The sequence below is a fragment of the Cryobacterium sp. Hh11 genome (genome assembly GCF_004404045.1).
In the GTDB taxonomy this organism is placed as follows: Bacteria; Actinomycetota; Actinomycetes; order Actinomycetales; family Microbacteriaceae; genus Cryobacterium; species Cryobacterium levicorallinum.
In genome coordinates this window covers 1-23,189 of the sequence record NZ_SOHF01000028.1, presented here as the reverse complement: position 1 = coordinate 23,189, position 23,189 = coordinate 1, and the positions used below count along the sequence as shown (strand labels likewise).

Annotated in this window: 24 protein-coding genes; 4 read left to right on the top strand and 20 right to left on the bottom strand. The window is 66.7% G+C overall.

Translation table 11 applies throughout. From position 1 onward, the window contains the following. Positions 1 to 79: 79 nt before the first annotated feature. The 4 genes from E3T46_RS14045 to groES all read right to left on the bottom strand — a co-directional run bounded on the left by E3T46_RS14045 (position 80) and on the right by groES (position 3,667). Positions 80 to 1,381 carry an ABC transporter substrate-binding protein gene (locus E3T46_RS14045; protein ID WP_134444721.1) on the bottom strand — a complete coding sequence of 434 codons (1,302 nt, stop codon included), beginning with the start codon at positions 1,379 to 1,381 and terminating at the stop codon, positions 80 to 82. 127 nt (positions 1,382 to 1,508) lie between these two features. After that, complete coding sequence (locus E3T46_RS14040; RefSeq protein ID WP_134579020.1) at positions 1,509 to 2,216, bottom strand: hypothetical protein; 708 nt, start codon at positions 2,214 to 2,216, stop codon at positions 1,509 to 1,511. A gap of 88 nt (positions 2,217 to 2,304) precedes the next feature. After that, entirely contained in the window at positions 2,305 to 3,249 is a 945-nt protein-coding gene (gene rarD / locus E3T46_RS14035; RefSeq protein ID WP_134579019.1) for an EamA family transporter RarD, read from the bottom strand. 121 nt (positions 3,250 to 3,370) lie between these two features. Beyond that, a complete protein-coding gene (gene groES / locus E3T46_RS14030) occupies positions 3,371 to 3,667 on the bottom strand; it encodes a co-chaperone GroES (RefSeq protein WP_092107311.1) in 297 nt (98 codons plus the stop codon). A gap of 124 nt (positions 3,668 to 3,791) precedes the next feature. On the opposite strand from groES, the gene E3T46_RS14025 reads away from it, so the two are divergent. After that, a complete protein-coding gene (locus tag E3T46_RS14025; RefSeq protein ID WP_134579018.1) occupies positions 3,792 to 4,997 on the top strand; it encodes a class I SAM-dependent methyltransferase in 1,206 nt (401 codons plus the stop codon). An 8-nt stretch (positions 4,998 to 5,005) separates the two neighbouring features. Here E3T46_RS14025 and E3T46_RS14020 read toward each other — a convergent pair whose 3' ends face one another. The 8 genes from E3T46_RS14020 to E3T46_RS13985 all read right to left on the bottom strand — a co-directional run bounded on the left by E3T46_RS14020 (position 5,006) and on the right by E3T46_RS13985 (position 12,458). Then, entirely contained in the window at positions 5,006 to 5,401 is a 396-nt protein-coding gene (locus E3T46_RS14020) for a hypothetical protein (RefSeq protein ID WP_134579017.1), read from the bottom strand. Positions 5,402 to 5,453: 52 nt separating this feature from the next. After that, complete coding sequence (locus E3T46_RS14015) at positions 5,454 to 5,903, bottom strand: DUF4190 domain-containing protein (RefSeq protein WP_134579016.1); 450 nt, start codon at positions 5,901 to 5,903, stop codon at positions 5,454 to 5,456. An 81-nt stretch (positions 5,904 to 5,984) separates the two neighbouring features. After that, a complete protein-coding gene (gene tsaD / locus E3T46_RS14010; RefSeq protein ID WP_134579057.1) occupies positions 5,985 to 7,070 on the bottom strand; it encodes a tRNA (adenosine(37)-N6)-threonylcarbamoyltransferase complex transferase subunit TsaD in 1,086 nt (361 codons plus the stop codon). Positions 7,071 to 7,075: 5 nt separating this feature from the next. Continuing rightward, positions 7,076 to 7,597, bottom strand: coding sequence for a ribosomal protein S18-alanine N-acetyltransferase (gene rimI / locus E3T46_RS14005; RefSeq protein WP_134471452.1), 522 nt, complete (start codon positions 7,595 to 7,597; stop codon positions 7,076 to 7,078). Then, positions 7,594 to 8,229: a tRNA (adenosine(37)-N6)-threonylcarbamoyltransferase complex dimerization subunit type 1 TsaB gene (tsaB, locus tag E3T46_RS14000; RefSeq protein WP_092449528.1), complete on the bottom strand. Its 636-nt coding sequence runs from the start codon at positions 8,227 to 8,229 to the stop codon at positions 7,594 to 7,596. Before tsaB ends, rimI begins: the two co-directional genes overlap by 4 nt. 87 nt (positions 8,230 to 8,316) lie before the next feature. Beyond that, positions 8,317 to 9,828: a carboxyl transferase domain-containing protein gene (locus E3T46_RS13995; protein ID WP_134579015.1), complete on the bottom strand. Its 1,512-nt coding sequence runs from the start codon at positions 9,826 to 9,828 to the stop codon at positions 8,317 to 8,319. Next, positions 9,825 to 11,051 carry a CoA transferase gene (locus tag E3T46_RS13990; protein ID WP_134579014.1) on the bottom strand — a complete coding sequence of 409 codons (1,227 nt, stop codon included), beginning with the start codon at positions 11,049 to 11,051 and terminating at the stop codon, positions 9,825 to 9,827. The genes E3T46_RS13995 and E3T46_RS13990 overlap by 4 nt, the downstream gene beginning before the upstream one ends. A gap of 39 nt (positions 11,052 to 11,090) precedes the next feature. Further along, positions 11,091 to 12,458 (bottom strand): SLC13 family permease, encoded by a 1,368-nt coding sequence (locus tag E3T46_RS13985; protein WP_134579013.1) that lies wholly within the window; start codon positions 12,456 to 12,458, stop codon positions 11,091 to 11,093. Between the two features lie 123 nt (positions 12,459 to 12,581). Between E3T46_RS13985 and E3T46_RS13980 the strand changes: the two genes are divergently transcribed. Further along, a complete protein-coding gene (locus tag E3T46_RS13980) occupies positions 12,582 to 13,283 on the top strand; it encodes a FadR/GntR family transcriptional regulator (RefSeq protein WP_134579012.1) in 702 nt (233 codons plus the stop codon). Between the two features lie 11 nt (positions 13,284 to 13,294). Here the strand turns inward: E3T46_RS13980 and tsaE are convergent, their stop codons facing one another. The 4 genes from tsaE to glmS are packed head-to-tail and all read right to left on the bottom strand — an operon-like array spanning position 13,295 to position 17,167. Beyond that, positions 13,295 to 13,795 (bottom strand): tRNA (adenosine(37)-N6)-threonylcarbamoyltransferase complex ATPase subunit type 1 TsaE, encoded by a 501-nt coding sequence (tsaE, locus tag E3T46_RS13975; RefSeq protein ID WP_134579055.1) that lies wholly within the window; start codon positions 13,793 to 13,795, stop codon positions 13,295 to 13,297. A gap of 46 nt (positions 13,796 to 13,841) precedes the next feature. Further along, a complete protein-coding gene (gene alr / locus E3T46_RS13970) occupies positions 13,842 to 14,912 on the bottom strand; it encodes an alanine racemase (RefSeq protein WP_134579056.1) in 1,071 nt (356 codons plus the stop codon). A gap of 47 nt (positions 14,913 to 14,959) precedes the next feature. Next, positions 14,960 to 15,310 (bottom strand): holo-ACP synthase, encoded by a 351-nt coding sequence (locus E3T46_RS13965; RefSeq protein WP_092449506.1) that lies wholly within the window; start codon positions 15,308 to 15,310, stop codon positions 14,960 to 14,962. Between the two features lie 6 nt (positions 15,311 to 15,316). Next, positions 15,317 to 17,167 carry a glutamine--fructose-6-phosphate transaminase (isomerizing) gene (gene glmS, locus E3T46_RS13960; RefSeq protein WP_134579011.1) on the bottom strand — a complete coding sequence of 617 codons (1,851 nt, stop codon included), beginning with the start codon at positions 17,165 to 17,167 and terminating at the stop codon, positions 15,317 to 15,319. A 34-nt stretch (positions 17,168 to 17,201) separates the two neighbouring features. On the opposite strand from glmS, the gene coaA reads away from it, so the two are divergent. Beyond that, positions 17,202 to 18,158, top strand: coding sequence for a type I pantothenate kinase (gene coaA, locus E3T46_RS13955; RefSeq protein ID WP_134579010.1), 957 nt, complete (start codon positions 17,202 to 17,204; stop codon positions 18,156 to 18,158). 101 nt (positions 18,159 to 18,259) lie between these two features. Here coaA and glmM read toward each other — a convergent pair whose 3' ends face one another. The 4 genes from glmM to truA form a co-directional block, all read right to left on the bottom strand. Next, the gene (glmM, locus tag E3T46_RS13950) at positions 18,260 to 19,621 is read right to left on the bottom strand and encodes a phosphoglucosamine mutase (protein ID WP_134579009.1); all 1,362 of its coding nucleotides are present in this window, start codon (positions 19,619 to 19,621) and stop codon (positions 18,260 to 18,262) included. A 19-nt stretch (positions 19,622 to 19,640) separates the two neighbouring features. Then, positions 19,641 to 20,126, bottom strand: a complete 486-nt coding sequence (gene rpsI / locus E3T46_RS13945; protein WP_092107287.1) for a 30S ribosomal protein S9 — start codon at positions 20,124 to 20,126, stop codon at positions 19,641 to 19,643. 50 nt (positions 20,127 to 20,176) lie between these two features. Continuing rightward, positions 20,177 to 20,623, bottom strand: coding sequence for a 50S ribosomal protein L13 (rplM, locus tag E3T46_RS13940; protein ID WP_092449498.1), 447 nt, complete (start codon positions 20,621 to 20,623; stop codon positions 20,177 to 20,179). A gap of 144 nt (positions 20,624 to 20,767) precedes the next feature. Continuing rightward, the gene (truA, locus tag E3T46_RS13935; RefSeq protein WP_241980775.1) at positions 20,768 to 21,706 is read right to left on the bottom strand and encodes a tRNA pseudouridine(38-40) synthase TruA; all 939 of its coding nucleotides are present in this window, start codon (positions 21,704 to 21,706) and stop codon (positions 20,768 to 20,770) included. Positions 21,707 to 21,799: 93 nt separating this feature from the next. Between truA and E3T46_RS13930 the strand changes: the two genes are divergently transcribed. Beyond that, on the top strand, positions 21,800 to 23,189 hold a 1,390-nt coding region (locus E3T46_RS13930; protein ID WP_166790290.1), incomplete at its 3' end, for an acyltransferase.

The window sequence follows — 23,189 nt, the reverse complement described above, 5'->3', positions numbered from 1 at the left end:
GCTCGCGTGAATCAACGCGGTACGCAGAAGGGCCCCGACCGAAGCCGGGGCCCTTCAATCATTCAGCTAAACGGTGGAGCTAGTTGATGCGGGTGTACTTGTTGCCAGCATCGAACTCGTAGATGCCGATGCTAGCGCCGGTCGGGTCGCCGTTCTCGTCGAACGTGATCGGGCCGGAGAAGCCGTCGTAATCGACCTGATCGCCAGCTTTCAAGGCTGCAGCAGCCTCGGCGAAGTCGGTGACCTTGGTGCCATCACCGGTTCCGCCGGAGACCTGACGCAGGTAGCTCGCGATGGATTCACCCGACACGTCGTTGCCCGCATAGGCGGCCAGGGCGATCAGGATCACGGCGTCATAGGACTCGGCAGCGTAGCTGTAGTCGGTCAGCGTCGGGTCTACTTCGAGGAGGCGGGTGGTGAAGTCACCGAGCGAGGCGGTGTCGAGGCCGGGCAACGTGCCCTTGGAGCCCTCGATGAGGCCGGCTGCGAAGTCGGCGCTATAGTCGGCGACGTTTCCGTCGACGAAGTACAGCTTGTCGCCGGGGAAACCGGAACCGACGAGCGCCGGGACGATGACCTTGGCCTGGTCGAACGTGACAAGCGCGATCGCGTCGGGATCTGCCGCGGTCACTTCGGCGATCTGCGAGGCGAAGTTGGAATCGCCCTCGTTGAAGAGTACCTCCGCAACGACCTCGCCGCCGGCAGCGGTGAACGCGTCGCTGGTGTACTTGGCGAGGCCGGTTCCATAGGCATCGTTCAGCACGATCAGGCCGAGGGTGGCGTTGCCATCGTCAGCGATCTGGGTGCCGAGCACTTCGCCCTGCAGAACGTCAGACGGAGCCGTACGCCAGTACAGACCGTTGTCGTCGTAGGTCGTGAAGGCGTCCGAGGTGTTGGCCGGAGAGAACTGCACGACGCCGGCGCCGGTGATCTGGTCGATTATGGTTTTGGAGACACCAGAAGAGGCCGCACCGACGATCGCCGAGACGTCCTGCGACAGCAGGTCGGTCACCGAAACGGTGGCGGTGTCGGTCGTGGTGTCACCCGAGTCGCGGAAGATGGCTTCGACGGAAATGCCGAGGCCGGCCGCGTTGATGTCGTTGACAGCCAGCTGTACACCGGCTTCTTCGGGCGGGCCGAGGAACGCCAGTCCACCACTCTGCGGAAGGGCGGTGCCGATCTTCAGCGTCAGGTCGCGGTCACCGGCCTCAACCGTATTGAAGTCTGCGGCATCCGCCGACGGCGCCGCAGAATCACTGGGTGCCGTAACAGCGTCGTTGCTGCAGCCGGTGAGCAGAAGTGCGCTCACGCCGACGAGCGCGACACCGGTAACGAGGGTACGAACGGAGCGGGAGGCGGAGGCCTTCGCGAATACGCTCATGTTGCTCCTTGATAGATAACGAGAGGTAAGTCTGGTCAGCCGATTGACTGCCGTGGTGACAGATTAGGCAATCAACGGCACAGAAACCTACCTGTGCGTGTCACAACCGGGTAAAGCGATCAAATCGTTACGAACGGCGCCCGGTCACACCCTGATAATCAATGGTTTGCTCCTGCACCAGCGCAGACACGCATTCGCCCCAGGAGAGGCAGACGGCCGTTCCCGAAATCACCTGCGCCCAGCCGGCATCGAGCGATGCGCCGCCGTCGTCCCCGGTGATCACGGCTGCCAGGGCGGCCGTGATCAGGCCGTCGTAGGCCTCCGCACCGCCAGCGGTGGCGTTCAGTCCCGGGTCGGCGGTCTTCAGACGCACGGTGAATGCCTCGTCTGCAGCGAGCGGTGTGCCACCGTTGGCGAAGTCACCCAGTGATACCAGAGCGGCGCTGCCAACGGAGCTGTGCGCATCCGCTGGCAGCGCGGTCGTCGCGTCCCACAAGACCAGGTCAACGCCGCGAGCGGCGAGGTCGGCGTAGGCAGCGGCGAGGTCACCGGCCGAGTTGCGATGCACGAGTTGGATCGGCTGCGTCAGCGTCGCCTGCTCGGCCAGGATGTCGCGCAGGGCGAGCTCGGTGCCTGCCACCTGCGCTGCGCCGCTCGCAGCGTTGTCCCCGGTGGTGGGAAAGAGAGTGCCGATGCTCAAGGTTCCGTCACCGCTCGGAGCGGCCGTGGCGACCGCGGCCGGGGTCGTGCTCGGCGCGGCCGGGGTCGTGCTGGTGCAGCCGGTGAGGGCCAGGGCGCCGAGCAGAACGACGACGGTGAGCGTGCGACGGGGCATCTAAAATCCTTTGGTACGAGCTGAGGTGACGTGTCGGTTCAGCGTATCGGCTGGGCCGGACGGGGGTTCGGAGCCAGGTCGGACGGTATTAGGCAGGCTCAAGCGAGCTGCGACGGGGTCCGCGGCCGGAGGCGACCATATCCACCATCAGTATGATCAAGGCCACCCAGACCAGGGCGAATCCGGCCCAGCGTTCGAGCGGCATCGCCTCGTTCAGAACGACTACGCCGACGAGAAATTGAATGACCGGCGCGACGAACTGGATGAGCCCGAGCACCGTCAGCGGCAGGCGCCGGGCGGCGGCGGCGAAGAGCAGCAGGGGAACAGCGGTGATGACCCCGGCCGAAAGCAGGCCAGCCGTGTGCCAGCCGGAGACGGTGCCGAAGGTGAGGCCGGACATGCCGGAAACGACCAGAAGCTGAATGATGGCGACCGGGGCCAGCCAGGCCGTTTCGAGGGTGAGGCCGGTGACGGCGTCGACGTTCGGGCCGACGCGCTTCTTGATCAGCCCGTAGAAGCCGAAGGAGAACGCGAGGATGAGCGAGATCCACGGCAGCGAGCCGTAGCCGACCGCCAACACGATCACGGCGAGAAAACTGATGCCGATGGCCACCCACTGCAGGCGGCGCAACCGTTCGCGCAGCACGAAGACGCCCAGAAGCACCGTGACGATCGGGTTGATGAAGTAGCCGAGGGCCGCTTCGACGACGTGCCCGGTGGTCGCGGCGATCACGTAGGTCTGCCAGTTAACGAAGATGAACGCACCGGCCAGGCCCATGGTCCAAACCAGACGCGCCTGCTTGAACGCGCGCCCGAGCACGGTCCAGGTGCGGGTCACGGTAATGATCAGGGCACAGAAAACGAGGGAGAACAGCACCCGCCAGGCCACGATTTCAAAGGCGCCGGAGGGGATGAGCAGCAGAAAGTAAAGCGGCAGCACGCCCCAGAGGCCGTAGGCCAGGCCGCCGAAGACGAGGCCCGTGCGGTGGGTGGCGCGAGCGGCCGACTCGGCCGGTGCGGCGGCATCCGTCATAAATATTCTCCCTACCGAGACACTAACTGCGCAAACAAAAACTCCCGGATGGCCAGGCCATCCGGGAGTTTCAGGCTAAAGACCAATTTCAGTCTGAAGGCTAGGTAGTGATGAAACCTACTTAGCGCACGACCACAGCGAGCACGTCGCGAGCGGAGAGGACCAGAAGGTCATCGCCACCGAACTTGACCTCGGTTCCGCCGTACTTGGAGTAGATGACCTTGTCGCCGACGGCGATGTCGAGGGGAACGCGGTTGCCGTTGTCGTCAATGCGGCCGGGGCCGACTGCAACAACTTCGCCCTCCTGGGGCTTTTCCTTCGCGGTGTCAGGAATGACCAGACCTGATGCGGTGGTCTGCTCTGCGTCGACCTGCTTGATGACGATGCGATCCTCGAGCGGCTTGATGGAGACCGACACGGTTGACCTCTTTCTAAGACTTGGGTTAGCAGACTCACAGCGAGAGTGCCAAGTGAAGTTTAGGGGGGATGCTGGCACTCGCGCAACGTGAGTGCCAGATCGGGCCGTTTGATACCGTTGCAGAATGGATCGAACCGAGCTCGTTGAGCTGCTCTCCCCCGCGAGTTTACGGCTGCTGGATTCCCTGCCGCCCTACGAGGCAAACGGTGATGTGCTCAAGCTCGTGAGCGAGCTGCGCAAGGCCGGGCACGCCCCCGGACTCGTGTCGGCCGTGCTGAGCCAGTCGCGACTGCGAGCGAAAGCCGTAACCAAGTTCGGAGAATTTGCCGAGCGGATGCTGTTCACCGAGGCCGGCCTGGAACAGGCGACCCGGCTGCGGGTTGCCGCACTGCACGCCGGGCGATTCGCCGGGCTTGAAGCCACCCTCGGCCGCGCGCCGCGGGTCGCCGACCTCGGCTGCGGCATCGGCGGCGACGCGATGGCCCTCGCCGCGATGGATCTGCCGGTCGTGGCCGTCGACGCCGACGAGGTCACGGCCACGGTTGCGAGCTACAACCTGGCCCCGTTCCCCAATGCCTCCGCGTTGCAGGCCGACGCCGAGACGGTTGATCTGACCGATTTCGACGCGGTCTGGCTCGATCCAGCCCGGCGCACGGGCGGGCACAGCAACACCAAGAGGCTCACCCGCTCCGAGGATTACTCCCCCTCCCTCGACTTCGCCTACCTGCTGGCAACGACGCTGCCGCTCGGCATGAAGCTCGGGCCCGGCCATGATCGCGACCAGATTCCGGTCGACGCGGAGGCCCAGTGGGTGTCGGTGGATGGCCAGCTGGTGGAGATGGGACTGTGGTTCGGCGCTCTCGCCCGCCCGGGCATCCGGCGGTCGGCGTTGCTGCTGACCCGGGATGGCGTGCAGGAGCTGAGCAACGGTGCCGACAGCGAAGACGAGCCGGTCGGCGAACTCGGCCACTACGTCTACGAACCCGACGGCGCGGTCATTCGGGCGCGACTGATCGGCGATCTGGCCCGCTCGATGAAGGCCAGCATGCTGAGCGAGGGAATCGCCTACCTGACCAACGACACGCTGACGCCGACGCCGTTCGCAACCGCCTTTCGGGTGCTCGAGACGCTGTCGTTCGACGAGAAGAAGCTGCGGCTCGCACTGCTCGAGCGCCGCATCGGAACGCTCGAGATCAAGAAGCGCGGCGTCGACGTTGATCCCGCGACGCTGCGCACCCGGTTGAAGCTCAAGGGGCCGGAAGTCGCGACGCTGATCTTGACCCGGGTGGCCGGGCATCGGGTTGCGCTGCTCGTGGAGCGCGTGCGCTAACGGTCGGCCTACAGCAGGGGCAGCACGGTCTGGCTGATGTAGACGAACCAGCCGGCCGCGAGCAGAATCCCGACGATGCCGCTCGCCAGGCCGCTGCTCCAGAGGGCACGCGCCCGATGCTCGGTGGTGCGCGCAATCAGGGCGAGGACGATCGCAACGAGCGCGACCGGCAGGCCGAACACTCCGAGTACGCCGAGCGCGAGCCCGACGAACCCGCAGACGACGGAGGCGACCGAGAGTCGACGCCGGCCGGTGATGCGCCGCACCTCCGCCTCGGTGTACGTGTACGGCACGAACTCGGTGGGCGCAGTGACGGTCGATTCCCAGCTGAGCTGGCTGCCCGGGGGCGCGGGGTCACGGGTGTAATCCCGATGCGTGTCGGAATCCTGGTGCGGTGTACTCATTGCTGTCCTCGTGCTGCGAACCGGCCAGCGACCGTTCAGTGGGGTGAGTCTGTTAGAACTGGCTCACACCGACGTTGGCGGCAGTGATGAGCAGTGCGATCGAGCCGATGAGGATGAAGATCCCCACGACGAAGCCGAGGTAGCCGACAATCAGACCACCGAGGGCGAGGCCGTAGCCCTTTTCGCCGGTCTTCTTGATCTGGCTCAGGGCGATGTGGCCGGTGATGATGCCCACGATCGAGATCGCGAGGATCGACGTGACGAGGGAGATGATCGACAGAACGTTGTACTTGTCCTGCGGGTTCTGCTGGCCATACGGGTTCTGACCGGTCGCGGGATTCTGACCATACGCGGGAGCCTGGCCGTAAGCGGGAAGCTGCGTACCCGCCGCCGGGTAGCTCGGATAGGCGGGCGCGGCGGGGGGCACGCTGGCACCGGCCGGATTCGAGTTCGTCGGGCCGCTGTTCGTCGGTTCGACGGGGGGCTGGGTGGGATCAGACATCTGCGGTCTCCTTCATAATTTCGTTCGGTGGTCGCCCTGCCAGATTATCCCGTTAGCGGGTACCCGGCGACTGGGCGTTGCTCAAGCCTGGATCTGCCCGACCGGCAGGGTGGAATCGGCGCCGAATTCGAGGGTCGAGGGCTCATGCCCGGCCATGATGAGTTGCGCGCCAAGGGCGGCGATCATGGCGCCGTTGTCGGTGCAGAGCGAGAGCGGCGGGATGCGCAGGACAACGCCGGCAGCATCCGTTCTCTCGGTGGCGACCTGACGCAGTCGAGCGTTGGCGATGACGCCGCCGCCGAGCAGCAGCCGCGGCACGTCGTGGTCGGCGCACGCGGCGAGGGCCTTGGTGAGCAGAATGTCGACCACCGCCTCGCGAAAGCTCGCCGCGACGTCGGCTGTCGGCACGGGCTCGCCGGCGTCCTGGCGCTGTTCGACGAAGCGGGCGACCGAAGTCTTGAGGCCAGAGAAGGAGAAGTCGTAGCGATGCGCGGCCATGTCCTTGGGCTGGCTGAGTCCGCGCGGAAAGCGGATGGCTTTCGGGTTGCCGAGGACTGCGACCCGGTCGATCTGCGGCCCGCCGGGGTAGGGCAGCGAGAGCAGCCGGGCGACCTTGTCGAAGGCCTCCCCGGCGGCGTCGTCGATGGTCTCACCGAGCAGCTCGACGTCGCTGACCAGGTCACGCACGAGCAGCAGCGAGGTGTGCCCGCCCGACACGAGCAGCGCGATCGTCGGGTACTCGAGTGGCTCGGTGTCGTTGGTGTTGGTGGCGCCGCGCAGCAGGTCGGCGCCGACGTGGCCGACCAGGTGGTTGACCGCGTAAATCGGTTTGTCGAGGGCGACGGCGAGCGCCTTGGCGGCGCCGACGCCGACCATGAGAGCTCCGGAGAGCCCCGGACCGCAGGTGACGGCGATGGCATCGAGATCACTCAAGCGGATGCCGGCCTCGGCGACGGCCGCGTCAATGGCCGGCACGAGCTCATCAAGGTGGGCTCGCGCGGCAATTTCGGGTACGACGCCGCCGTAGCGGGCGTGTTCGTCCATCGAGCTCGCGATGGTGTTGGAGAGCAGAGTGGTTCCGCGCACGATGCCGATGCCGGTCTCGTCGCAGGAGGTCTCGATGCCGAGTACGAGCGGTTCTGATCGATTCAGGGCGGTGCGGTTCATGGTCGTCACGGATTCTCCGCGGAGGTGGGCACGGCTGATTCTGGGACAGTGAGCATAGATTCCAATTCTGGAATATTCAGGCGCATGACGATGGCGTCAACGTTGTCGGGCTGGTAGTAGCCGCGGCGCACGCCGACCTCCACGAATCCGAGCCGATCGTAGAGACGCTGGGCGCTGGGGTTGTCGGCGCGCACTTCGAGAAACACCAGCCGGGCGCCGCGTTTGCGGGCCTCGGAGATGAGGGCCTGCATCAGGGTGTGTCCGAGGCCGTGGCCGCGGGCCGAGTCGGCGACGGCGATGGTCTGAATGTCGCCCTCGGTGGCTCCCTGCGGAGCGAGCAGTCCGGCGTAGGCCTCGATGTTATCCGGGTCGTCCGGGGGAAAAGCAACAAGGTAATAGCAGGCGGGGTCGCCGAGATCCCTAGCCATCATCGGCGGTGACCAGGCATCGTTTTCAAAGATACTGGTTTCGAGGTGCATGATCGCCGCGAGGTCTGCCTCGTGCGCACGGCGCAGCTGCCACGTCATCGGCTGACCCGCTTGGGTCCATTCGAGAGCGTGACGTCGGGTGAGCGCAGGTACAGCGGCTCGTTCGCGGCGAACGGGCGCCGATGGGCATAGTTGAGTTCGGCGACCAGACCGAGTTCCCCGGCCGACACCGTGGCGGCGTCGAGGCGCGGCCAGAGGGCGTGCTGCCAGGCGGGCTCGTCGAGTTCGGCCGGTTTGGCGAGTCCGGGTGGGCCGACGCGCACGGGCAGGCCGACGGCATCCGCTTCGCTGTAAGCACTCCAGTAGATTTCGCGGCGGCGAGCGTCGGTGACGACGACGAGCGGGCCGGTGTGGCCGCGACGGTAGTGGCCGTAGGCGATGGCGTCGTGGCTGATCACCGGCACGAGCGGCTTGCCGGCGCCGAGGGCGAACACGCGCGCCGAGGCGATGCCGACGCGCAGGCCGGTGAACGGGCCCGGGCCCATGCCGCCGACCACGCCGGAGAGATCCGCCGGGGTGATCTTCGCGTCAAGGAGGCAGTCGAGAATGAACGGGCCGACGATTTCGGCATGGCGCATGGTGTCAGCCTCGCCGCGTTCGGCGATAATCCCGCGGTCAAGGTCGACCACGGCGACACTCGTGCCGGCAGAGGTATCGATGGCAAGTAGCACCCGCTCAGCCTAGCTTTGATGCGGCAGGCGCTGCGCGCGCCGGCCGCTGCGGCTGGAGGGTCACATCATCCGTCGAAAGGACGAGAGTCAGCGACCGAGGGAACGGTAGCGGGCCAAGCGACGCGGAAGTAGCTCGTCAACGGGCACCGTGGACAGCGTGGACAGCTCGTATTCGATGGCTTCAGCCAGCCGCAGGCAGAACGCCCGTCCCTCGTCGGCGGCGTCGGGGCGCTCGTCCACGATGTGGTCGACGATCCGATTGGCGTACAGCGAGGCCACGTTCACGCCCTGAGCCTCCGACATGGCCGGTGCGAACTGGGTGTTGTGGTGCACGATGGCACTTGCCCCTTCGGGAGGAAGCGGCGACAGCCAGGAGTGCTGGGCGGCGATCGTACGGTCGGCGGGCAGCAGCGCGAGCGCCCCGCCGCCGGCACCCTGTCCGAGCAGCACGGACACGGTTGCCGACCGCAGGCCGATCAGCTCGTGCAAAGAGCGGGCGATTTCCCCGGCCATGCCGCCCTCCTCGGCCTCCTTCGACAGCGCGGCCCCGGCGATGTCGATCACGGTGAGCAGCGGAAGCCCGAGTTCTTCCGCAAGGCGCATGCCGCGACGGGCCTCCCGCAGCGATCCGGGGCCCATCCTGGTGTCTTGCGAAGGCCGCGGCCGGATGTGCCCGAGCACGATGCAGCTCTGCTGCCCGAACCGTGCCATGGCGAGCATGAGCCCCGGGTCCTTCTCACCCTCGCCCGTGCCGTTGAGCGGCAGCACGTCGTGCGCGCCATAGGCGAGCAGCTGGCGCAGGTCTGGTCGCCGCGGGTTGCGCGAAATCTGAATGGATGCCCACGCGCCGCTCGCTGCCGGCCGCACGTTCAGGGTCTCCGGTGCCGCCACCGGCGTGGAGGCCCGGTCGGTGAGAATTGTGAGGGCGCGGTGCACGATCTCCGGCAGCTGCTCCGGCGGCACAACGGCGTCGATCAGCCCCTGGTTGAACAGGTTTTCGGAGACCTGCACGTTTTCCGGAAATTTCTTGCCGTACAGCGCCTCATAAACCCGCGGGCCGAGAAACCCGAGCAGCGCGCCCGGCTCGGCCACCGTCACGTGCCCGAGCGAGCCCCAGGATGCCATCACCCCGCCCGTGGTGGGGTGCCGCAGGTACACCAGATACGGATGCCCCGCCTCGCGGTGCGCGCGCACGGCGGCGGTGATCTTCACCATCGACAAAAAGGCCAACGTACCCTCCTGCATGCGGGTACCGCCGGATGCCGGTCCAGCCAGGACCGGCAACCCCTCGCGTGTGGCCCGTTCGATCGCGTCCACAATCCGGTCAGCAGCAGAAAGCCCGATCGATCCGGCAAGAAACGCGAACTCGCTCACGACGATCGCCACCCGGCGACCGTGGATCAGCCCCTCGCCGGTGAGCACCGCCTCGTCGGTGCCGCTCTTCGCTCGTGCCTTCACGAGGTCGGCCCGGTACGCCTCGTTCGGGTCGGGGTCAACCACGGGCTGATCCCAGCTCGTAAAGGACCCGTTATCGAGCACCACGTCGATGAGCTCCGTGGCGTTGAGGTGGCGAGTTGCGAGCGCGGGTTGAGAAATCAAAGTGAGATACCTTCCAGTGAACGGTTGAGCCAGGTGCGAATGTCGTTGCCGTGCTGATCGAGCACGGGCGGAGCGGAGTGCATCGTGTTCGTTGTCTCGACCGTATCGGCGGGTCCGAAGAACCGAAGCGGAGGCCCGGGGAGGCTGATCCGGCCGAGCACCTCGTGTTCAACGTCGATCAGCAGCCCCTGCGAGAGCACCTGATCCCATTGATAGACCTCATCCAGGGAACGCACCTTGCCGGCCGGGATTCCGGCGTCGGTCAGTTTCTTCAGCAGGGTCACGGCATCGAAGTTGGCGAAGGCATCCGCTATGGCAGCCTTGAGGCCCTCCCGATTGCGCACGCGGTGCGCGTTGGTGGCCCACTCGGATTGCGCAGCATCGAGGCCGAACTCGGCTGCGAAGGTGGCCCAGAGTTTCTCACTGCCGATGCTGATCTGCACGCTGCCGCCGCGGCAGGGAAAGAGCCCGTAGGGAGCAATCGACGGATGGTGGTTGCCCTGGGCCTCCGGCACCTCGCCGGCCACCGTGGCGCGGGTGCCCTGGAAGGCATGCACTCCCACCAGTGCGGCGAGCAGCGAGGTGCGCACAATCTGCCCCTGACCGGTGCGCTCGCGCTGAAGCAGCGCGGCGAGCAGCCCGAACGCGCCATACATGCCCGAGAGCAGATCGGCGATCGGCACGCCCACACGCTGCGGGTCGTCGGGGGCGGAGCCGGTGAGGGACATCAGGCCGGCCTCGCCCTGCAGAATCTGGTCGTAGCCGCTTCGACTGGATTCCGGGCCGTCGTGGCCGAAACCGGTGATCGAGAGAATCACCAGCGCCGGGTTGAGAGCGTGCATCGCCTCGGGCGAGAATCCGAGCCGGTCGAGCACCCCTGGACGAAAATTCTCCACCACAACGTCCGCGCGCAGCAGCAGCTTGCTGAGCACCTCCCGCCCGTCGTCACTCTTCAGATCGAGGGCGATGGATTCTTTATTGCGGTTGCACGAGAGAAAGTACGTGGATTGCGGATCGTTCGCGGGGCCCACAAAGGGCGGGCCCCAGCCACGGGTATCGTCTCCCGTGCCTGGATTCTCCACCTTGATCACGCGGGCGCCGAGGTCGGCGAGCATCATGCTCGCGTGCGGACCGGCGAGCGCGCGGCTAAGGTCCACAACGAGGTAGCCCGCGAGGGGACCCGGCCGGTCGGTTTCAGAACGGGTGTCGGTTTCGGTACTCATGATCGGTCCTTTCTCCAGGTGCGTGGGGTCGGTGACGGGTTACAGCCACCCGGGCAGCACGAGCACCGCCCAGGCGATGGCCGGCCCGGCCACGACGACGATTCCGCTGTAGGCGAGGATCTGCTTGTAGAAGCGGTCCTTGTCCACGTCGTCGGGGGCGTTGGCGAGCACGAGCGCGCCATTGGTCGAGAACGGCGACACGTCCACGATGGTCGACGCGACGGCGAGAGCGCAGATCACGCCGATGGCGCTGATATCCCCGGTCGCGAGGAACGGCACGGCGAGCGGAATCAGCGCGGCCAGAATGGCCGTTGACGAGGCGAAGGCCGAGACGACGGCACCGATGTAGCAGATCAAGAGTGCGGCAAGCAGGGGCATGCCGAGGTTGGCCACCGCTTCCGACACGTATTCGATGGTGCCGGCCTCTTCGAGAACACCGACGAAGGTGAGCATGCCGCAGATGAGCAGCACGGTCGACCAGCTGATCTTGTTGACCGCGCCCTTCTGCGCCGCAGGCGAGACGAGAGCGAGAATGACGGCGATGGTGATCGCAACGAAGCCCACGTCAACCTTGAAGCCAAGCGCGATCACGGCGAGGGCGATGAGGCCGGCCACCGTCACAAGCTGCGGGATGCGCTCTCCGCGGGTGGCCGTGGCCAGCACTCCGTCGCCTGCGGGGTCGCGGGGGCCGTAGATGCCGGAGCCGAAGCCCTTGAACGCCACATCACCGCCGGCGCGCGCACCGACACTCACGGCCATGCGCGCTTCGGCGGCTTGCTCCACGAAATGTCCGACCCGGCTCGACATCAGGTTTCGGCCACCGAGCACAATGAACAGCACGACGGCGATCAGAAAGTTGAAGATGAGGCTCGACAGAAACACCGCTGTCGGGCTCGCGTCGAGCCCTGTGGTCGAGATGAGGCTGTTCACGATCACGCCGTAGACGGCGATCGGCGAGAATCCGCCGCCCTGCGCGCCGTGGATCACCATCATGCCCATCAGCAGCGGGCTGATCTTGTACTTGCGGGCAAAGCCGAGCGCGATCGGCGCCACGATGGCCACCGCGGCCGGGGACAGCGCACCGACGGCCGTGATAACGGCGGTGATCACGAACATCACCCAGGGGATGAGGGCCACCCGACCACCGACGAGCCGCACTGCACCGCGCACCAGCAGGTCGATCGTGCCGTTGCCCTGCGCAATCGCGAACAGGTACGTAACGCCGACGAGCGTGAGGAACAGCCCGCCCGGGAAGTTGGCGAGAATATCGGTGGTCTCCATGCCGAGGAAGACAGCACCGAGCAGAAAGGCACCCACGAAGGCCAGCGCACCCATGTTGACGGGCAAAAGCGTGGCGATCAGAAACATCACCGCCAGGATGATGATTGAGATAACGGGAGCGGACATCGTTGTTCCTCCATAGGTTCAGATGAGAGTGGGCTATTGGCTCACTGGGCTAGCCTCCTAGACAGTAGGTGACTTTGTCAAGAGCCGTGTAAAGTTGGGCTGAGGGATCTTAGGGAGGCAGACATGACGAGGGACGCAATACCCCAGCCGCTTACGCGCGTCACGAAACCACGCCTTTACGAACAGCTCGTGGCCCAGCTTCTCGCCTACATCGAGTCCGCCCACCTCGGCCCCGGCGACCTGTTACCCGCCGAGCGCGAGCTCGCGGAACGGCTCGGTGTCTCCCGCGCCACCCTCGCCCAGGCCCTCGTGGCCCTCGAAGTGCTCGGTGTCATCGACGTTCAACACGGCACCGGCGCCGTTCTCGTCTACCGGCCGAGCATCGCAACGGTGATCAGTGGGCTCCGCGAACATCGCAACCGGCTCCCCGAGATCGTGGAAGCCCGCAGCACCCTCGAGGTGAAACTCGCCGAGCTCGCCGCGGAACGCCGAACGGACGCCGACCTGCTCGCGATCGAGGATGCGCTCCGAGTGATGGCCGAGGAAATCGCCGTCGGCGACCGCGGGTCGCACGGCGACGAGCTCTTCCACCAAGCCGTCACGGCGGCTGCGCACTCCCCCGTGCTCGCCCAGCTGATGGCATTCATCGCCGAAATGATCCTCGAAACGCGGCTCGAGTCACTCGCCCAACCGGGACGGCCCGAGCAGTCCCTGGCGTCGCACCGAGCGATCGCGGCGGCCATCCGCTCGCAGGATGCCGACGAGGCCGCGGCGAAGATGCTCGCACACATCGAACTCGTCTCAGACGTCGCGCTGCTGAAGTAGCGGCCGGGGGCTCAGCGCCGCGGTCGCAGTGGCCCGAAGTCGGTCGCATCCGCCCAGCGCAGCCCGTGGCCGGTCAGGGTAACGGTACGTGGTTCGTCGAGATCGTGATCCAGATCGATAACGGATGCCGCGGCATCCGCTTCGCTGATGGCGTCAGACCGGCCCTGCGGTCGCTCGATTTCAATGTCGAGCCAGGACTCGGTGATGCCGTCGAGCAGGCCGCGACCCCATTCAACGACCACGATGGAGTGGGCGAAGTCGATGTCGAGGTCGTCGAGCTCCATGGCGCTGTTCAGGCGGTAGGCGTCGACGTGCACGAACGGTGGGCCACCGACCAGGCTCGGATGCGTGCGCGCGAGCACGAAGGTCGGGCTGGTGACGGCGCCGCGCACCTGCAGCCCCTCGCCGAGGCCGCGGGTGAGGGTGGTCTTGCCCGCGCCGAGCGGCCCGGTGAGCACGATCAGGTCGCCGGCCCGCAGCGTGGCCGCGAGTCCGATACCGAAGCGGTGCATCGCGGCGGCATCGGGGATGGTTCGCCGCAGTTCAGACCGACCCGACTCAGCCATGGATGTGCAGCCGGGGCACCCGGTGTCCGATGCGGGTGACGATCTCGTAGTTGATCGTGCCGGCGGCGTCGGCCCAGTCGGTCGCGCTCGGCGCTCCCGTGGCCGGGTCTCCGAACAGCACGACGGTATCGCCCACGGCGACGCCTGGATTGTCGGCTCCGAGATTGACCACGAACTGGTCCATCGCGACCCGACCGACCAGCGGGTAGGTCGCGCCGTGAATCTGCACGAGCGCACTATCGGAGGCCTGCCGCGGAATTCCGTCGGCGTAGCCGAGCGGCACGAGCACGAGCGTGGAGTCTTCCAGCGCCCGCCAGAGATAGTCGTAGGAAACGCCGGCGCCCGCGGCGACCCGGCGCACCAGGGCGACCCGGCCGCGCAGGGTCATGGCCGGCACCAGGCCGAGGTCGGCGCTGCTGGCATCATCAAACGGCGACAGCCCGTACAGGGTGATGCCCAGGCGAACCATCGAAAAGCGCGCGGCTGGCAGCCGCAGTGCCGCCGCGGAAGAGGCAAGGTGCACGAGGGTCGGGGCCAACCCGGCGGCACGCACGAAGGCGACACCGCGCTCGAAACACTCCAGCGCCTGCTGGTCGTCGGTGGCTGAGGTGTTGGAGAGGTGGCTCATCACGCCGTCAACGCGCAGCAGCCCGACCTGCTCGAGGGCCGCGGCCAGCGCGAACACCTCGGCCCAGTCGTTCTCGTGCACACCGTTTCGACTCAGGCCGGTATCGAGTTTGAGATGAACGGATGCCGTCTGGCCGAGTTCCGCCGCTGCATCCGCTGCCCGTTGCAGTTGGCGTGCTGACGAGAGGCCGAGGGTGATGTCATCATCGATGGCGGCGCTGAAATCGGCGTCTGGATCGTGCAGCCAGGCCAGGATCGGCGCGTCGATTCCGGCGTCACGCAGCTGCAGGGCTTCGTCGATGTCGGCGACGCCGAGCCAGTCGGCGCCACCGGCGAGGGCGGCGAGGGCCACGGGCACGGCGCCGTGACCGTAGGCGTTGGCCTTGACCACGGCCATGGCGTGCGGGGTGCCGACCAGCGCGCGCAGGTGCGCCATATTGCTGCGGATCGCGGCGAGGTCGATCACGGCCTCGCGAAACCCGCTCACGACTCGGCCACGACGAAGGCGCAGGCCACGCCGGCGTCGTGCGTCATGGTGACGTGCACGCGGCTGATGCCGCGATCTTTCACCGCTTGCAGGGCCGCCCCGCTGAGCTTGAATTCGGGGTTGCCGTGTGGGTCGTTCACGATTTCCATCTCCTGCCAGGTGGCCCCCGCACTGTCGCCGAGGGCCTTGATCAGAGCTTCCTTGGCGGCGAAACGCGCAGCGAGGGAATGTACCGGCAGACCGCGTTCGCTCTGGGCGAACAAGCGTGGTACCAGGCCCGGCGTGCGCGCGACTTGGCGGGTGAACCGCGCCAGGTCGACCACGTCGACCCCGATGCCCTTGATCACTGCGGGCTATTCGACCGTGACGGATTTCGCGAGGTTGCGCGGCTGGTCCACGTCGAGGCCCTTGGCGATGGCGAGCTCCATGGCGAACATTTGCAGCGGCACCACGGCCAGCAGCGGTTCGAACAGTGGAGCTGCGAGCGGAATGCGGATGACGGTGTCGGCAAACGGCAGCACGGCGGCGTCGCCGACCTCGGCGATGGCGATGATGCGGGCACCGCGGGCGCGGATCTCCTGAATGTTGGAGACGACCTTGGGGTGCAGGTGCGCCGAGCCGCGCGGACTCGGCACCACGACGAACACCGGCTGGCCGGGTTCGATCAGCGCGATCGGACCGTGCTTGAGCTCACCGGCAGCGAAGCCCTCGGCATGGATGTAGGCGAGCTCCTTAAGCTTGAGTGCTCCCTCGAGCGCGATCGGAAACCCGACGTGCCGGCCGAGGAACAACACGGCGCGGGTGTCGCTCATCCAGCGGGCCAGCTGACGCACCTCGTCTTCGACCTGTAGAACGGTCTCGATTTTCGCCGGGATGGCCTGCAGCTCGGCGACCTGCGCGGCCTGCTCGGCCTCGGTGAGACTGCCGCGCACCCGGGCCAGGTGCAGCGCGAACAGGTAGAGCGCCGTGATCTGCGCGACGAAAGCCTTGGTCGACGCGACCGCGACCTCGGGGCCGGCGTGGGTGTAGATGACGGCATCACTCTCGCGCGGGATGGTCGCGCCCTGCGTGTTGCAGATCGAGATCGCCTTGGCGCCCCGCTCCATTGCGTACTTGACGGCCATGAGCGTGTCCATGGTTTCGCCGGACTGGCTGATCGAAACGACCAGGGTGTCGTCACTGAGGACCGGGTCGCGGTAACGGAACTCGTGGCTGAGCTCGACGTCGACGGGCACCTGCGCCCACTTTTCAATGGCGTATTTGGCGACCTGGCCAGCGTAGGCGGCGGTTCCGCAGGCGATGATAACGATTCGACGGATGCCGGCGAGCACGTCATCGCCGAATGCGCTCAGTTCGGGTACGACCACGTGGCCGTCGGCGATGCGGCCGCGCAGGGTGTTGGCGACGGCGTCCGGCTGCTCGGAGACCTCCTTGGCCATGAAGCTGGACCAGCCGCCCTTCTCCGACGCCGAGGCGTCCCAGGCGACATCGAACTCCTCGGTCTCGACCGGGTGACCATCGAAATCGGTGACGGTGACGGCATCCGCTGTGATGGTGACGATCTGGTCCTGGCCGATGGCGACGGCGCGACGGGTGTATTCGACGAAAGCGGCCACGTCGGAGCCGAGAAAGTTCTCGCCGTCGCCGAGCCCGATGACGAGCGGCGAGTTGCGGCGGGCGCCGACGACGACGCCGGGCTCGTCCTGGTGCACAGCCAGAAGTGTGAAGGCGCCGTCGAGGCGGGCAACGACGGTGCGAAAAGCCTCGGCCAGGTCGCCGACTCGCTGGTATTCGCGTCCGAGCAGCACAGCGGCCACTTCGGTGTCGGTTTCACTCAGTAAGGAGAAGCCCTCGGCGAGCAGTTCGTCACGCAGCGGGGCGAAGTTCTCGATGATGCCGTTGTGAATGAGGGCGAGCTTGTTATTGTCGCCGAGGTGCGGGTGCGCGTTTTCGTCGTTGGGGCCGCCGTGGGTGGCCCATCGGGTGTGACCGATGCCGGTCGCGCCGTCGTTGATCGGGTGGGCTTTGAGCTCGTTGGTGAGGGCTACGAGCTTGCCGGCCTTCTTGGCCGTATTGAGCACCCCGAACTCGTCAATCACGGCGATACCCGCGGAGTCGTAGCCGCGATATTCGAGCCGTCCGAGCCCTCCCATGAGTACGTCTACGGTCTTGTTGCTTCCGACATAACCTACGATTCCGCACATAGAAGTCGATTTTAGCCGGACTAAGCTTGGTGGAATGTCCGATCTGGTGCTGGCCCCTGTAATGAACGGCCACGGTACCCCTTTCGTGGAGCTTGACCGAGCCGACTGGGCGGCCCTCGCGCCGACCACCCTGCTGCCGCTCAAAGAGACCGAGATTGTGCAGTTGCGCGGCCTCGGTGAGCCGCTCGACATTAACGAGGTGACGGATGTCTACCTTCCCTTAAGCAGGCTGCTCAATCTGTACGCGGCGAACGCTCGCAAACTGCATCGGGCGACCAGCGGATTTCTCGGGCAGCGCGCCCGGCCCACTCCGTTTGTAATCGGCGTAGCCGGTTCGGTCGCCGTCGGTAAATCGACCACCGCGCGGCTGCTGCGGGAGATGCTGGCCCGCTGGGACGACACTCCCCGGGTCGAACTCGTCACGACCGACGGTTTTCTGTTTCCCAATGCGGAGCTTGCTCGCCGTGGGCTGATGGAGCGCAAGGGGTTCCCGGAGTCCTACGATCGACGCGCCCTACTGCGCTTTGTGAGCGCGGTCAAGAGCGGCGCCCCCGAGGTGCGGTCGCCTTTCTACTCGCACCTGAGCTACGACATCGTGCCCGACGCGCAGATCGTTGTGCGCCAGCCGGACATCCTCATTGTCGAGGGGCTGAACGTGTTGCAGCCGCCCGGGCCGGGCCACGGCCTGGCGGTGAGCGACCTGTTCGACTTCACGGTTTACGTGGATGCCCGCACCCAGGACATCGCCCGGTGGTACGAGGAACGCTTTCTCAAGCTGCAGCGCGGCGCGTTCGCGAACCCGAACTCGTTCTTTCACCGCTACGCCGCGCTCACCGAGGACGAGGCCCGCGCCAAGGCGCGCAGCATCTGGACCAGCATCAACGAGCCCAACCTGCTGCAGAACATCCGTCCCACCCGGTCGCGGGCGACACTCGTGCTGCGGAAGGACCCCACACACGCCGTCTCCAAGGTGCTCCTGCGCAAGGTCTGACCCGCGCTTCCGCAATTCCCCTGTGACCGGGCCCGGGCCCGGAAACGGGGCCCATGATAGAACATGGGCCCAGTCCCCTAACCTGGGCCCGGTCGGTAGGGCTAGAGGGCCAGACGGGACCGCACTACGTCGGCGAGGGAGTGCGCCAGGCGGTCGGCGGTCGGCTGGTCGGCGGCCTCCACCATGACCCGCACCATCGGTTCGGTGCCGGACGGGCGAAGCAGCACCCGACCGGTGTCGCCGAGTTCGGTCTCCGCGGCCACGACAGCGTCAGCAATAACCTGATCGGCCGCGAGCCCCTTGAGGTTCACTCCACGCACGTTGACCAGAATCTGCGGGTACACCGTCATAACGGATGCGAGTTCGGCGAGCGTTTTACCGGTGCGCGCCATTTCGGCCACGAGGTGCAGCCCGGTGAGAATGCCGTCGCCGGTCGTGGCGAACTCGGTCATGATCACGTGGCCGCTCTGCTCACCGCCGAGCGAATACCCGTGGGCGTTGAGCTCTTCGAGCACGTACCGGTCACCGACCTTGGTCTGCACCATCGCGATGTCGTTGGCCGCCATCGCCTTGCGCAGACCGAGGTTGCTCATGACCGTGGCCACGAGCGTGCGGTCCTTGAGCACGCCGCGCTCGGCCATCGACACGGCGAGGATGGCCATGATCTGGTCACCGTCGACAATGTTGCCGTCGCGGTCCACCGCGAGACAGCGGTCGGCGTCGCCGTCGTGGGCGATTCCGATGTCGGCACCGTGCTCGAGCACGGCGCGTGCCAGGTTGTCGAGGTGGGTCGACCCCACGCCATCGTTGATGTTGAGTCCGTCGGGGTCGGCGCCGATCACGGTGAGGCGAGCGCCGGCATCCGTGAAGACCTGCGGCGAAACGCCAGCGGCAGCACCGTGGGCGCAGTCGAGCACGACATGAATGCCGTCGAGCCGGTGCGGCAGGGTGCCGAGCAGGTGCACGACGTAGCGGTCTTCAGCGTCGGCGAAACGACGGATGCGTCCCACGTCGCCGGCGATCGGCATCAGGGTGTCGCGTCCAATGTAGGACTCGATGCGGTCCTCGACGTCGTCGGGAAGTTTGGTTCCGCCAAAGGCGAAGATCTTGATGCCGTTGTCGGGCGCCGCGTTGTGTGAGGCAGAAATCATCACACCGAAGTCGGCACCGATGTCGTTGATCAAGAATGCGGCGGCGGGCGTCGGGATGACTCCGGCATCGAGCACGTCGACACCACTGGAGGCCAGGCCAGCCGAGACGGCAGCCGTCAAGAATTCGCCGGAAATTCGCGGGTCGCGGGCGACCACAGCAACGGGGCGGCGGCCCTGTTCGAGGCGTGCTTGAGCACGACGACCCTTGGTCAGCACTGCGGCGCTGGCCTGGGCAAGGCTCAGGGCCAGGCCAGCCGTGAGATCACGGTTGGCCAGGCCCCGAACGCCGTCCGTGCCGAACAGACGAGTCATATCGTCGTCGGCAATCGGATTAGCGCTTGCTGAACTGAGGTGCCTTGCGGGCCTTCTTGAGTCCGGCCTTCTTACGCTCCTTGACTCGAGCGTCGCGGCTGAGGAAGCCGTTCTTCTTGAGGATGGCGCGGTTGTTCTCTTCGTCGATCAGGTTGAGGCAGCGGGCAATGCCGAGGCGAAGCGCGCCGGCCTGGCCGGACGGGCCACCACCGGTGATGCGGGCGATGACGTCGTATGAGCCGAGCAGGTCAAGAACCTTGAACGGGTCGTTGATCAGCTGCTGGTGCAGCTTGTTCGGGAAGTAGTCAGCGAACTCGCGGCCGTTGACAACGATCGTGCCGGAGCCGGGGACGATGCGCACGCGGGCGATGGCCTGCTTGCGACGGCCGACGGCTGCGCCGGGAACGTTGAGGACGGCGCGGGGCGCCTTGGTTACGGTTTCGGCCGGAGTCTCGGTGGAGTAGCTCTCCGGAGCCTGGTCAATCTGGTCTGCGATCTTCGCCACGATGATGGGAATCCTTTTTATCTAAGAGTCGAGAAGTCTGGTTGCCGGCGCTACTGCGCGACCTGGCTGAGGGTGTACGGCGTGGGCTGCTGAGCGGAGTGCGGGTGCTCGGAGCCGGCGTAAACCTTCAGGTGGGTGAGCTGGGTGCGACCGAGCGAGTTCTTTGGCAGCATGCCGCGAATCGCTTTTTCAACCGCACGGGTCGGGTGCTTCTCGAGCATCTCGGAGTAGTTCGTCGCCGTGAGTCCGCCCGGGTAACCGGAGTGGCGGTAAGCGATCTTCAGGTCGAGCTTCTTGCCGGTGAGGGCAACCTTCTCGGCGTTGATGATGATGACGAAGTCGCCACCGTCCATGTGCGGGGAGAAGGTGGCCTTGTGCTTGCCGCGCAGCAGGATTGCCGCGTGGCTGGCCAGACGTCCGAGGACGATATCGGTGGCATCGATGACTACCCAGTCGTGCTGGAGTTCGCTTGCCTTGGGGCTATAAGTGCGCGTCACTAGTGTGCTGCTTTCTTCTTTTTCGAACGGAGGTGTTCGTGAATCCCGCTCCGGTCGTGTTCTGTCAGGCAGAACACTGTCGATGGAGGGCTCACGTTCGGGTGCCGCGCTGCAACGCACAGACACCAAGGGTCAACACTAGTCTCAGAGTGCCGCGGACGCAACTTCGACGGGGCCCGGTAGCGACCGCCGGTTTCGGGTGGCGACGGCGCGCAGCGCCAGTTCGGCGTCTTCCGGGTAGCCGACGTCGATCAGGGTCAGACCGTGCGCCTGCATCACCTTGAACTCGCTGATGCGGTGTTTGTCGAAGTGCAGGTGCGCGAGGGTGCTGCCGTCGAGCCGCCCCTCCCCCACGGCGACGCAGGCGCCGACCATGGCGCGCACCATGCTGTGGCAGAAGGCATCCGCTTTGATGGTGGCGATGATGAGGCCGTCGTCGTCGCGCCGCCAGCGAAAGTCCTGCACGGTGCGGATGGTCGTGGCACCGGGACGCGGCTTGCAATAGGCGGCGAAGTCGTGCAGGCCGACCAGGGTCGCCGCCGCCGCGTCCATTGCGGCGAGATCGAGTTTAAACGGATGCCACGTGGTGCGCAGTCGCTGCTGCGGGTCGTGCAGGGCGAGGGGGTCGGCGATTCGATACTCGTAGCGGCGCCACATGGCGGAGAATCGCGCGTCGAAACCGCCGGGCACGACCGTGGCACGGCGCAGCACAATGTCGGGCTTGGTCACCAGGATGCCGCCGAGGCGGCGCAGCACGGCGGTGCCGAGGTCGACCGGCGGGCGGTTTCCGGTGCCGCGCTGAATGCGCACGAGGGAGTGTGCTTGCTCGGCGGTGAGGTCGAAGTGGGCGACCTGCCCGCGGGCGTGCACCCCGGCATCCGTTCGACCGGCAACGATCAGCGTGGGGTGCGGGGGGGAGCTCTGCAGGATGCCGGCGAGCCCGTTTTCGATGTCGGCCTGAACGGTGCGAAAGCCCGGCTGGCGGGCCCAGCCGGTGAAATCCGTGCCGTCGTAGGCGAGGTCAAGTCTGATGCGCGTGGACCCTGGCGCGGCATGGCCGGCGCGGGGTACGAAAAGATTCACGAGGGTAAGCCTAGGCGGCGCGTGCGGGTTATCGTTGAATCCGGCCCAGCGCATGACCCCCGTGCGCGTGGCACGTGAATGCTCGTCTTACCCATGACCCGCCCTGTCGCACCGTCTCCCATTACCGGGAGGACTCCGCCGTCGACCGGCGCCGCCGTGTCCGAAGAACCCATGATCGGGCCGCAAAACAGTCCGGCTCGGGCGGCCGCAGCGCCGCTCGCGCGCCGTGGCCGTCTAGCCGGCCTCGACGGCCTGCGCGCCCTCGCCGTGATCGCCGTCGTGCTCTACCATTTCTTTCCGGTGCTGCTGCCCGGAGGCTTCATCGGCGTCGACGTTTTCTTCGTGATCAGCGGTTTTCTAATCACGGGTCTGCTCGTCTCCGAGCACACCCGCACCGGGCGTATTTCGCTGCGCCGGTTCTGGCAGCGGCGGGCCCGGCGCCTGGTGCCGCCGCTGGTTCCGGTGATTCTGATCAGCTGCACCGTGGCATTTTTGATCGGCGGCGATGTTCTCGTCGGCCTCGGCGCTCAGCTGCTGGGGGCCACGACCTTCGGCTACAACTGGGTGTCGATCGCGACGGACAACAGCTACTTCAGCGTGAACGAGCCCGAGCTGCTGCGTAACCTCTGGTCGCTCGCCGTCGAGGAACAGTTCTACCTGGTCTGGCCGCTCATGCTGCTGGCCGTGCTACTCCTCCACCGCCCGCGTCTGCGGCTGGCCATCGTCACCGCACTGTTCGTCGCCTCCGCGATCTGGATGGGTGTGCTGTATCAGCCCGGCGCCGACCCGACCCGGGTCTACTACGGCTCGGACACGCACAGTTTCGGGCTGTTCGCCGGGGCGGCCCTCGCGCTGCTGCTGCGCCGTCCGAGCGAGCACCGCAACGAGCTGCCCCGACTGCGGCCCTGGCTCGGCGCGGCCGCGATCACGGCGATCGGGGCGTTCGCCATCTGGCTGCCCGAGGACGGCAGCGCAACCTACCGCGGCGGCCTGGTCGCGGTGAGCCTGGCCACAGCCGTCGCCATCTGGGCCGGTGTGCGTGGCGGCCGCTTCGGCCAGCTGCTCGACCGGGCGCCGCTGCGTTACCTCGGCGAACGATCGTACGGAATCTACCTGTGGCACTGGCCGCTGCTCGTCCTGGTGCAGCTGCTCTGGCCGACCGGCGGCCTGCTGCCGATCGGGCTGCTCGCCACGGCGATCACGCTGGCCTGCGCGGGCCTGTCCTACCGCTGGTTGGAGCAGCCGATCCGGCGGATCGGCCTGCGCGGCAGCATCCGTTTGATCGGCACGCTCCTGACCGGCCCCGCGCAGCGTCGCCGCCTGGTCGCCGCCGCCGCAGCCCTCTCGCTTCTGCTGGTCGGCGGCACCACGGCCGCCGTTCTGACCGCCCCCGCCCAGACCTCGGCGCAGTTGCGCATCGAACGCGGCCAACGGGCAGTGGATGCTGCGGCGCGCGCCGCCGCCGCCGCGCAGGCTGCGGCCG

What these genes read in the sequence shown, in the direction of transcription:
- glmS (WP_134579011.1), bottom strand. Translation starts at nt 17,167, where the DNA reads ATGTGCGGAATCGTAGGTTATGTCGGAAGCAACAAGACCGTAGACGTA.
- E3T46_RS13980 (WP_134579012.1), top strand. Translation starts at nt 12,582, where the DNA reads ATGACGAGGGACGCAATACCCCAGCCGCTTACGCGCGTCACGAAACCA.
- E3T46_RS14025 (WP_134579018.1), top strand. Translation starts at nt 3,792, where the DNA reads ATGGATCGAACCGAGCTCGTTGAGCTGCTCTCCCCCGCGAGTTTACGG.
- tsaD (WP_134579057.1), bottom strand. Translation starts at nt 7,070, where the DNA reads ATGAACCGCACCGCCCTGAATCGATCAGAACCGCTCGTACTCGGCATC.
- rarD (WP_134579019.1), bottom strand. Translation starts at nt 3,249, where the DNA reads ATGACGGATGCCGCCGCACCGGCCGAGTCGGCCGCTCGCGCCACCCAC.
- E3T46_RS14015 (WP_134579016.1), bottom strand. Translation starts at nt 5,903, where the DNA reads ATGTCTGATCCCACCCAGCCCCCCGTCGAACCGACGAACAGCGGCCCG.
- tsaE (WP_134579055.1), bottom strand. Translation starts at nt 13,795, where the DNA reads ATGCACCGCTTCGGTATCGGACTCGCGGCCACGCTGCGGGCCGGCGAC.
- glmM (WP_134579009.1), bottom strand. Translation starts at nt 19,621, where the DNA reads ATGACTCGTCTGTTCGGCACGGACGGCGTTCGGGGCCTGGCCAACCGT.
- E3T46_RS14040 (WP_134579020.1), bottom strand. Translation starts at nt 2,216, where the DNA reads ATGCCCCGTCGCACGCTCACCGTCGTCGTTCTGCTCGGCGCCCTGGCC.
- alr (WP_134579056.1), bottom strand. Translation starts at nt 14,912, where the DNA reads ATGGCGCACCTGCGCGCGCTGGTCGGCACCCCGCACGCCATGGCCGTG.
- E3T46_RS13990 (WP_134579014.1), bottom strand. Translation starts at nt 11,051, where the DNA reads ATGAGTACCGAAACCGACACCCGTTCTGAAACCGACCGGCCGGGTCCC.
- E3T46_RS14045 (WP_134444721.1), bottom strand. Translation starts at nt 1,381, where the DNA reads ATGAGCGTATTCGCGAAGGCCTCCGCCTCCCGCTCCGTTCGTACCCTC.
- E3T46_RS13985 (WP_134579013.1), bottom strand. Translation starts at nt 12,458, where the DNA reads ATGTCCGCTCCCGTTATCTCAATCATCATCCTGGCGGTGATGTTTCTG.
- E3T46_RS14020 (WP_134579017.1), bottom strand. Translation starts at nt 5,401, where the DNA reads ATGAGTACACCGCACCAGGATTCCGACACGCATCGGGATTACACCCGT.
- coaA (WP_134579010.1), top strand. Translation starts at nt 17,202, where the DNA reads ATGTCCGATCTGGTGCTGGCCCCTGTAATGAACGGCCACGGTACCCCT.
- rimI (WP_134471452.1), bottom strand. Translation starts at nt 7,597, where the DNA reads ATGACGTGGCAGCTGCGCCGTGCGCACGAGGCAGACCTCGCGGCGATC.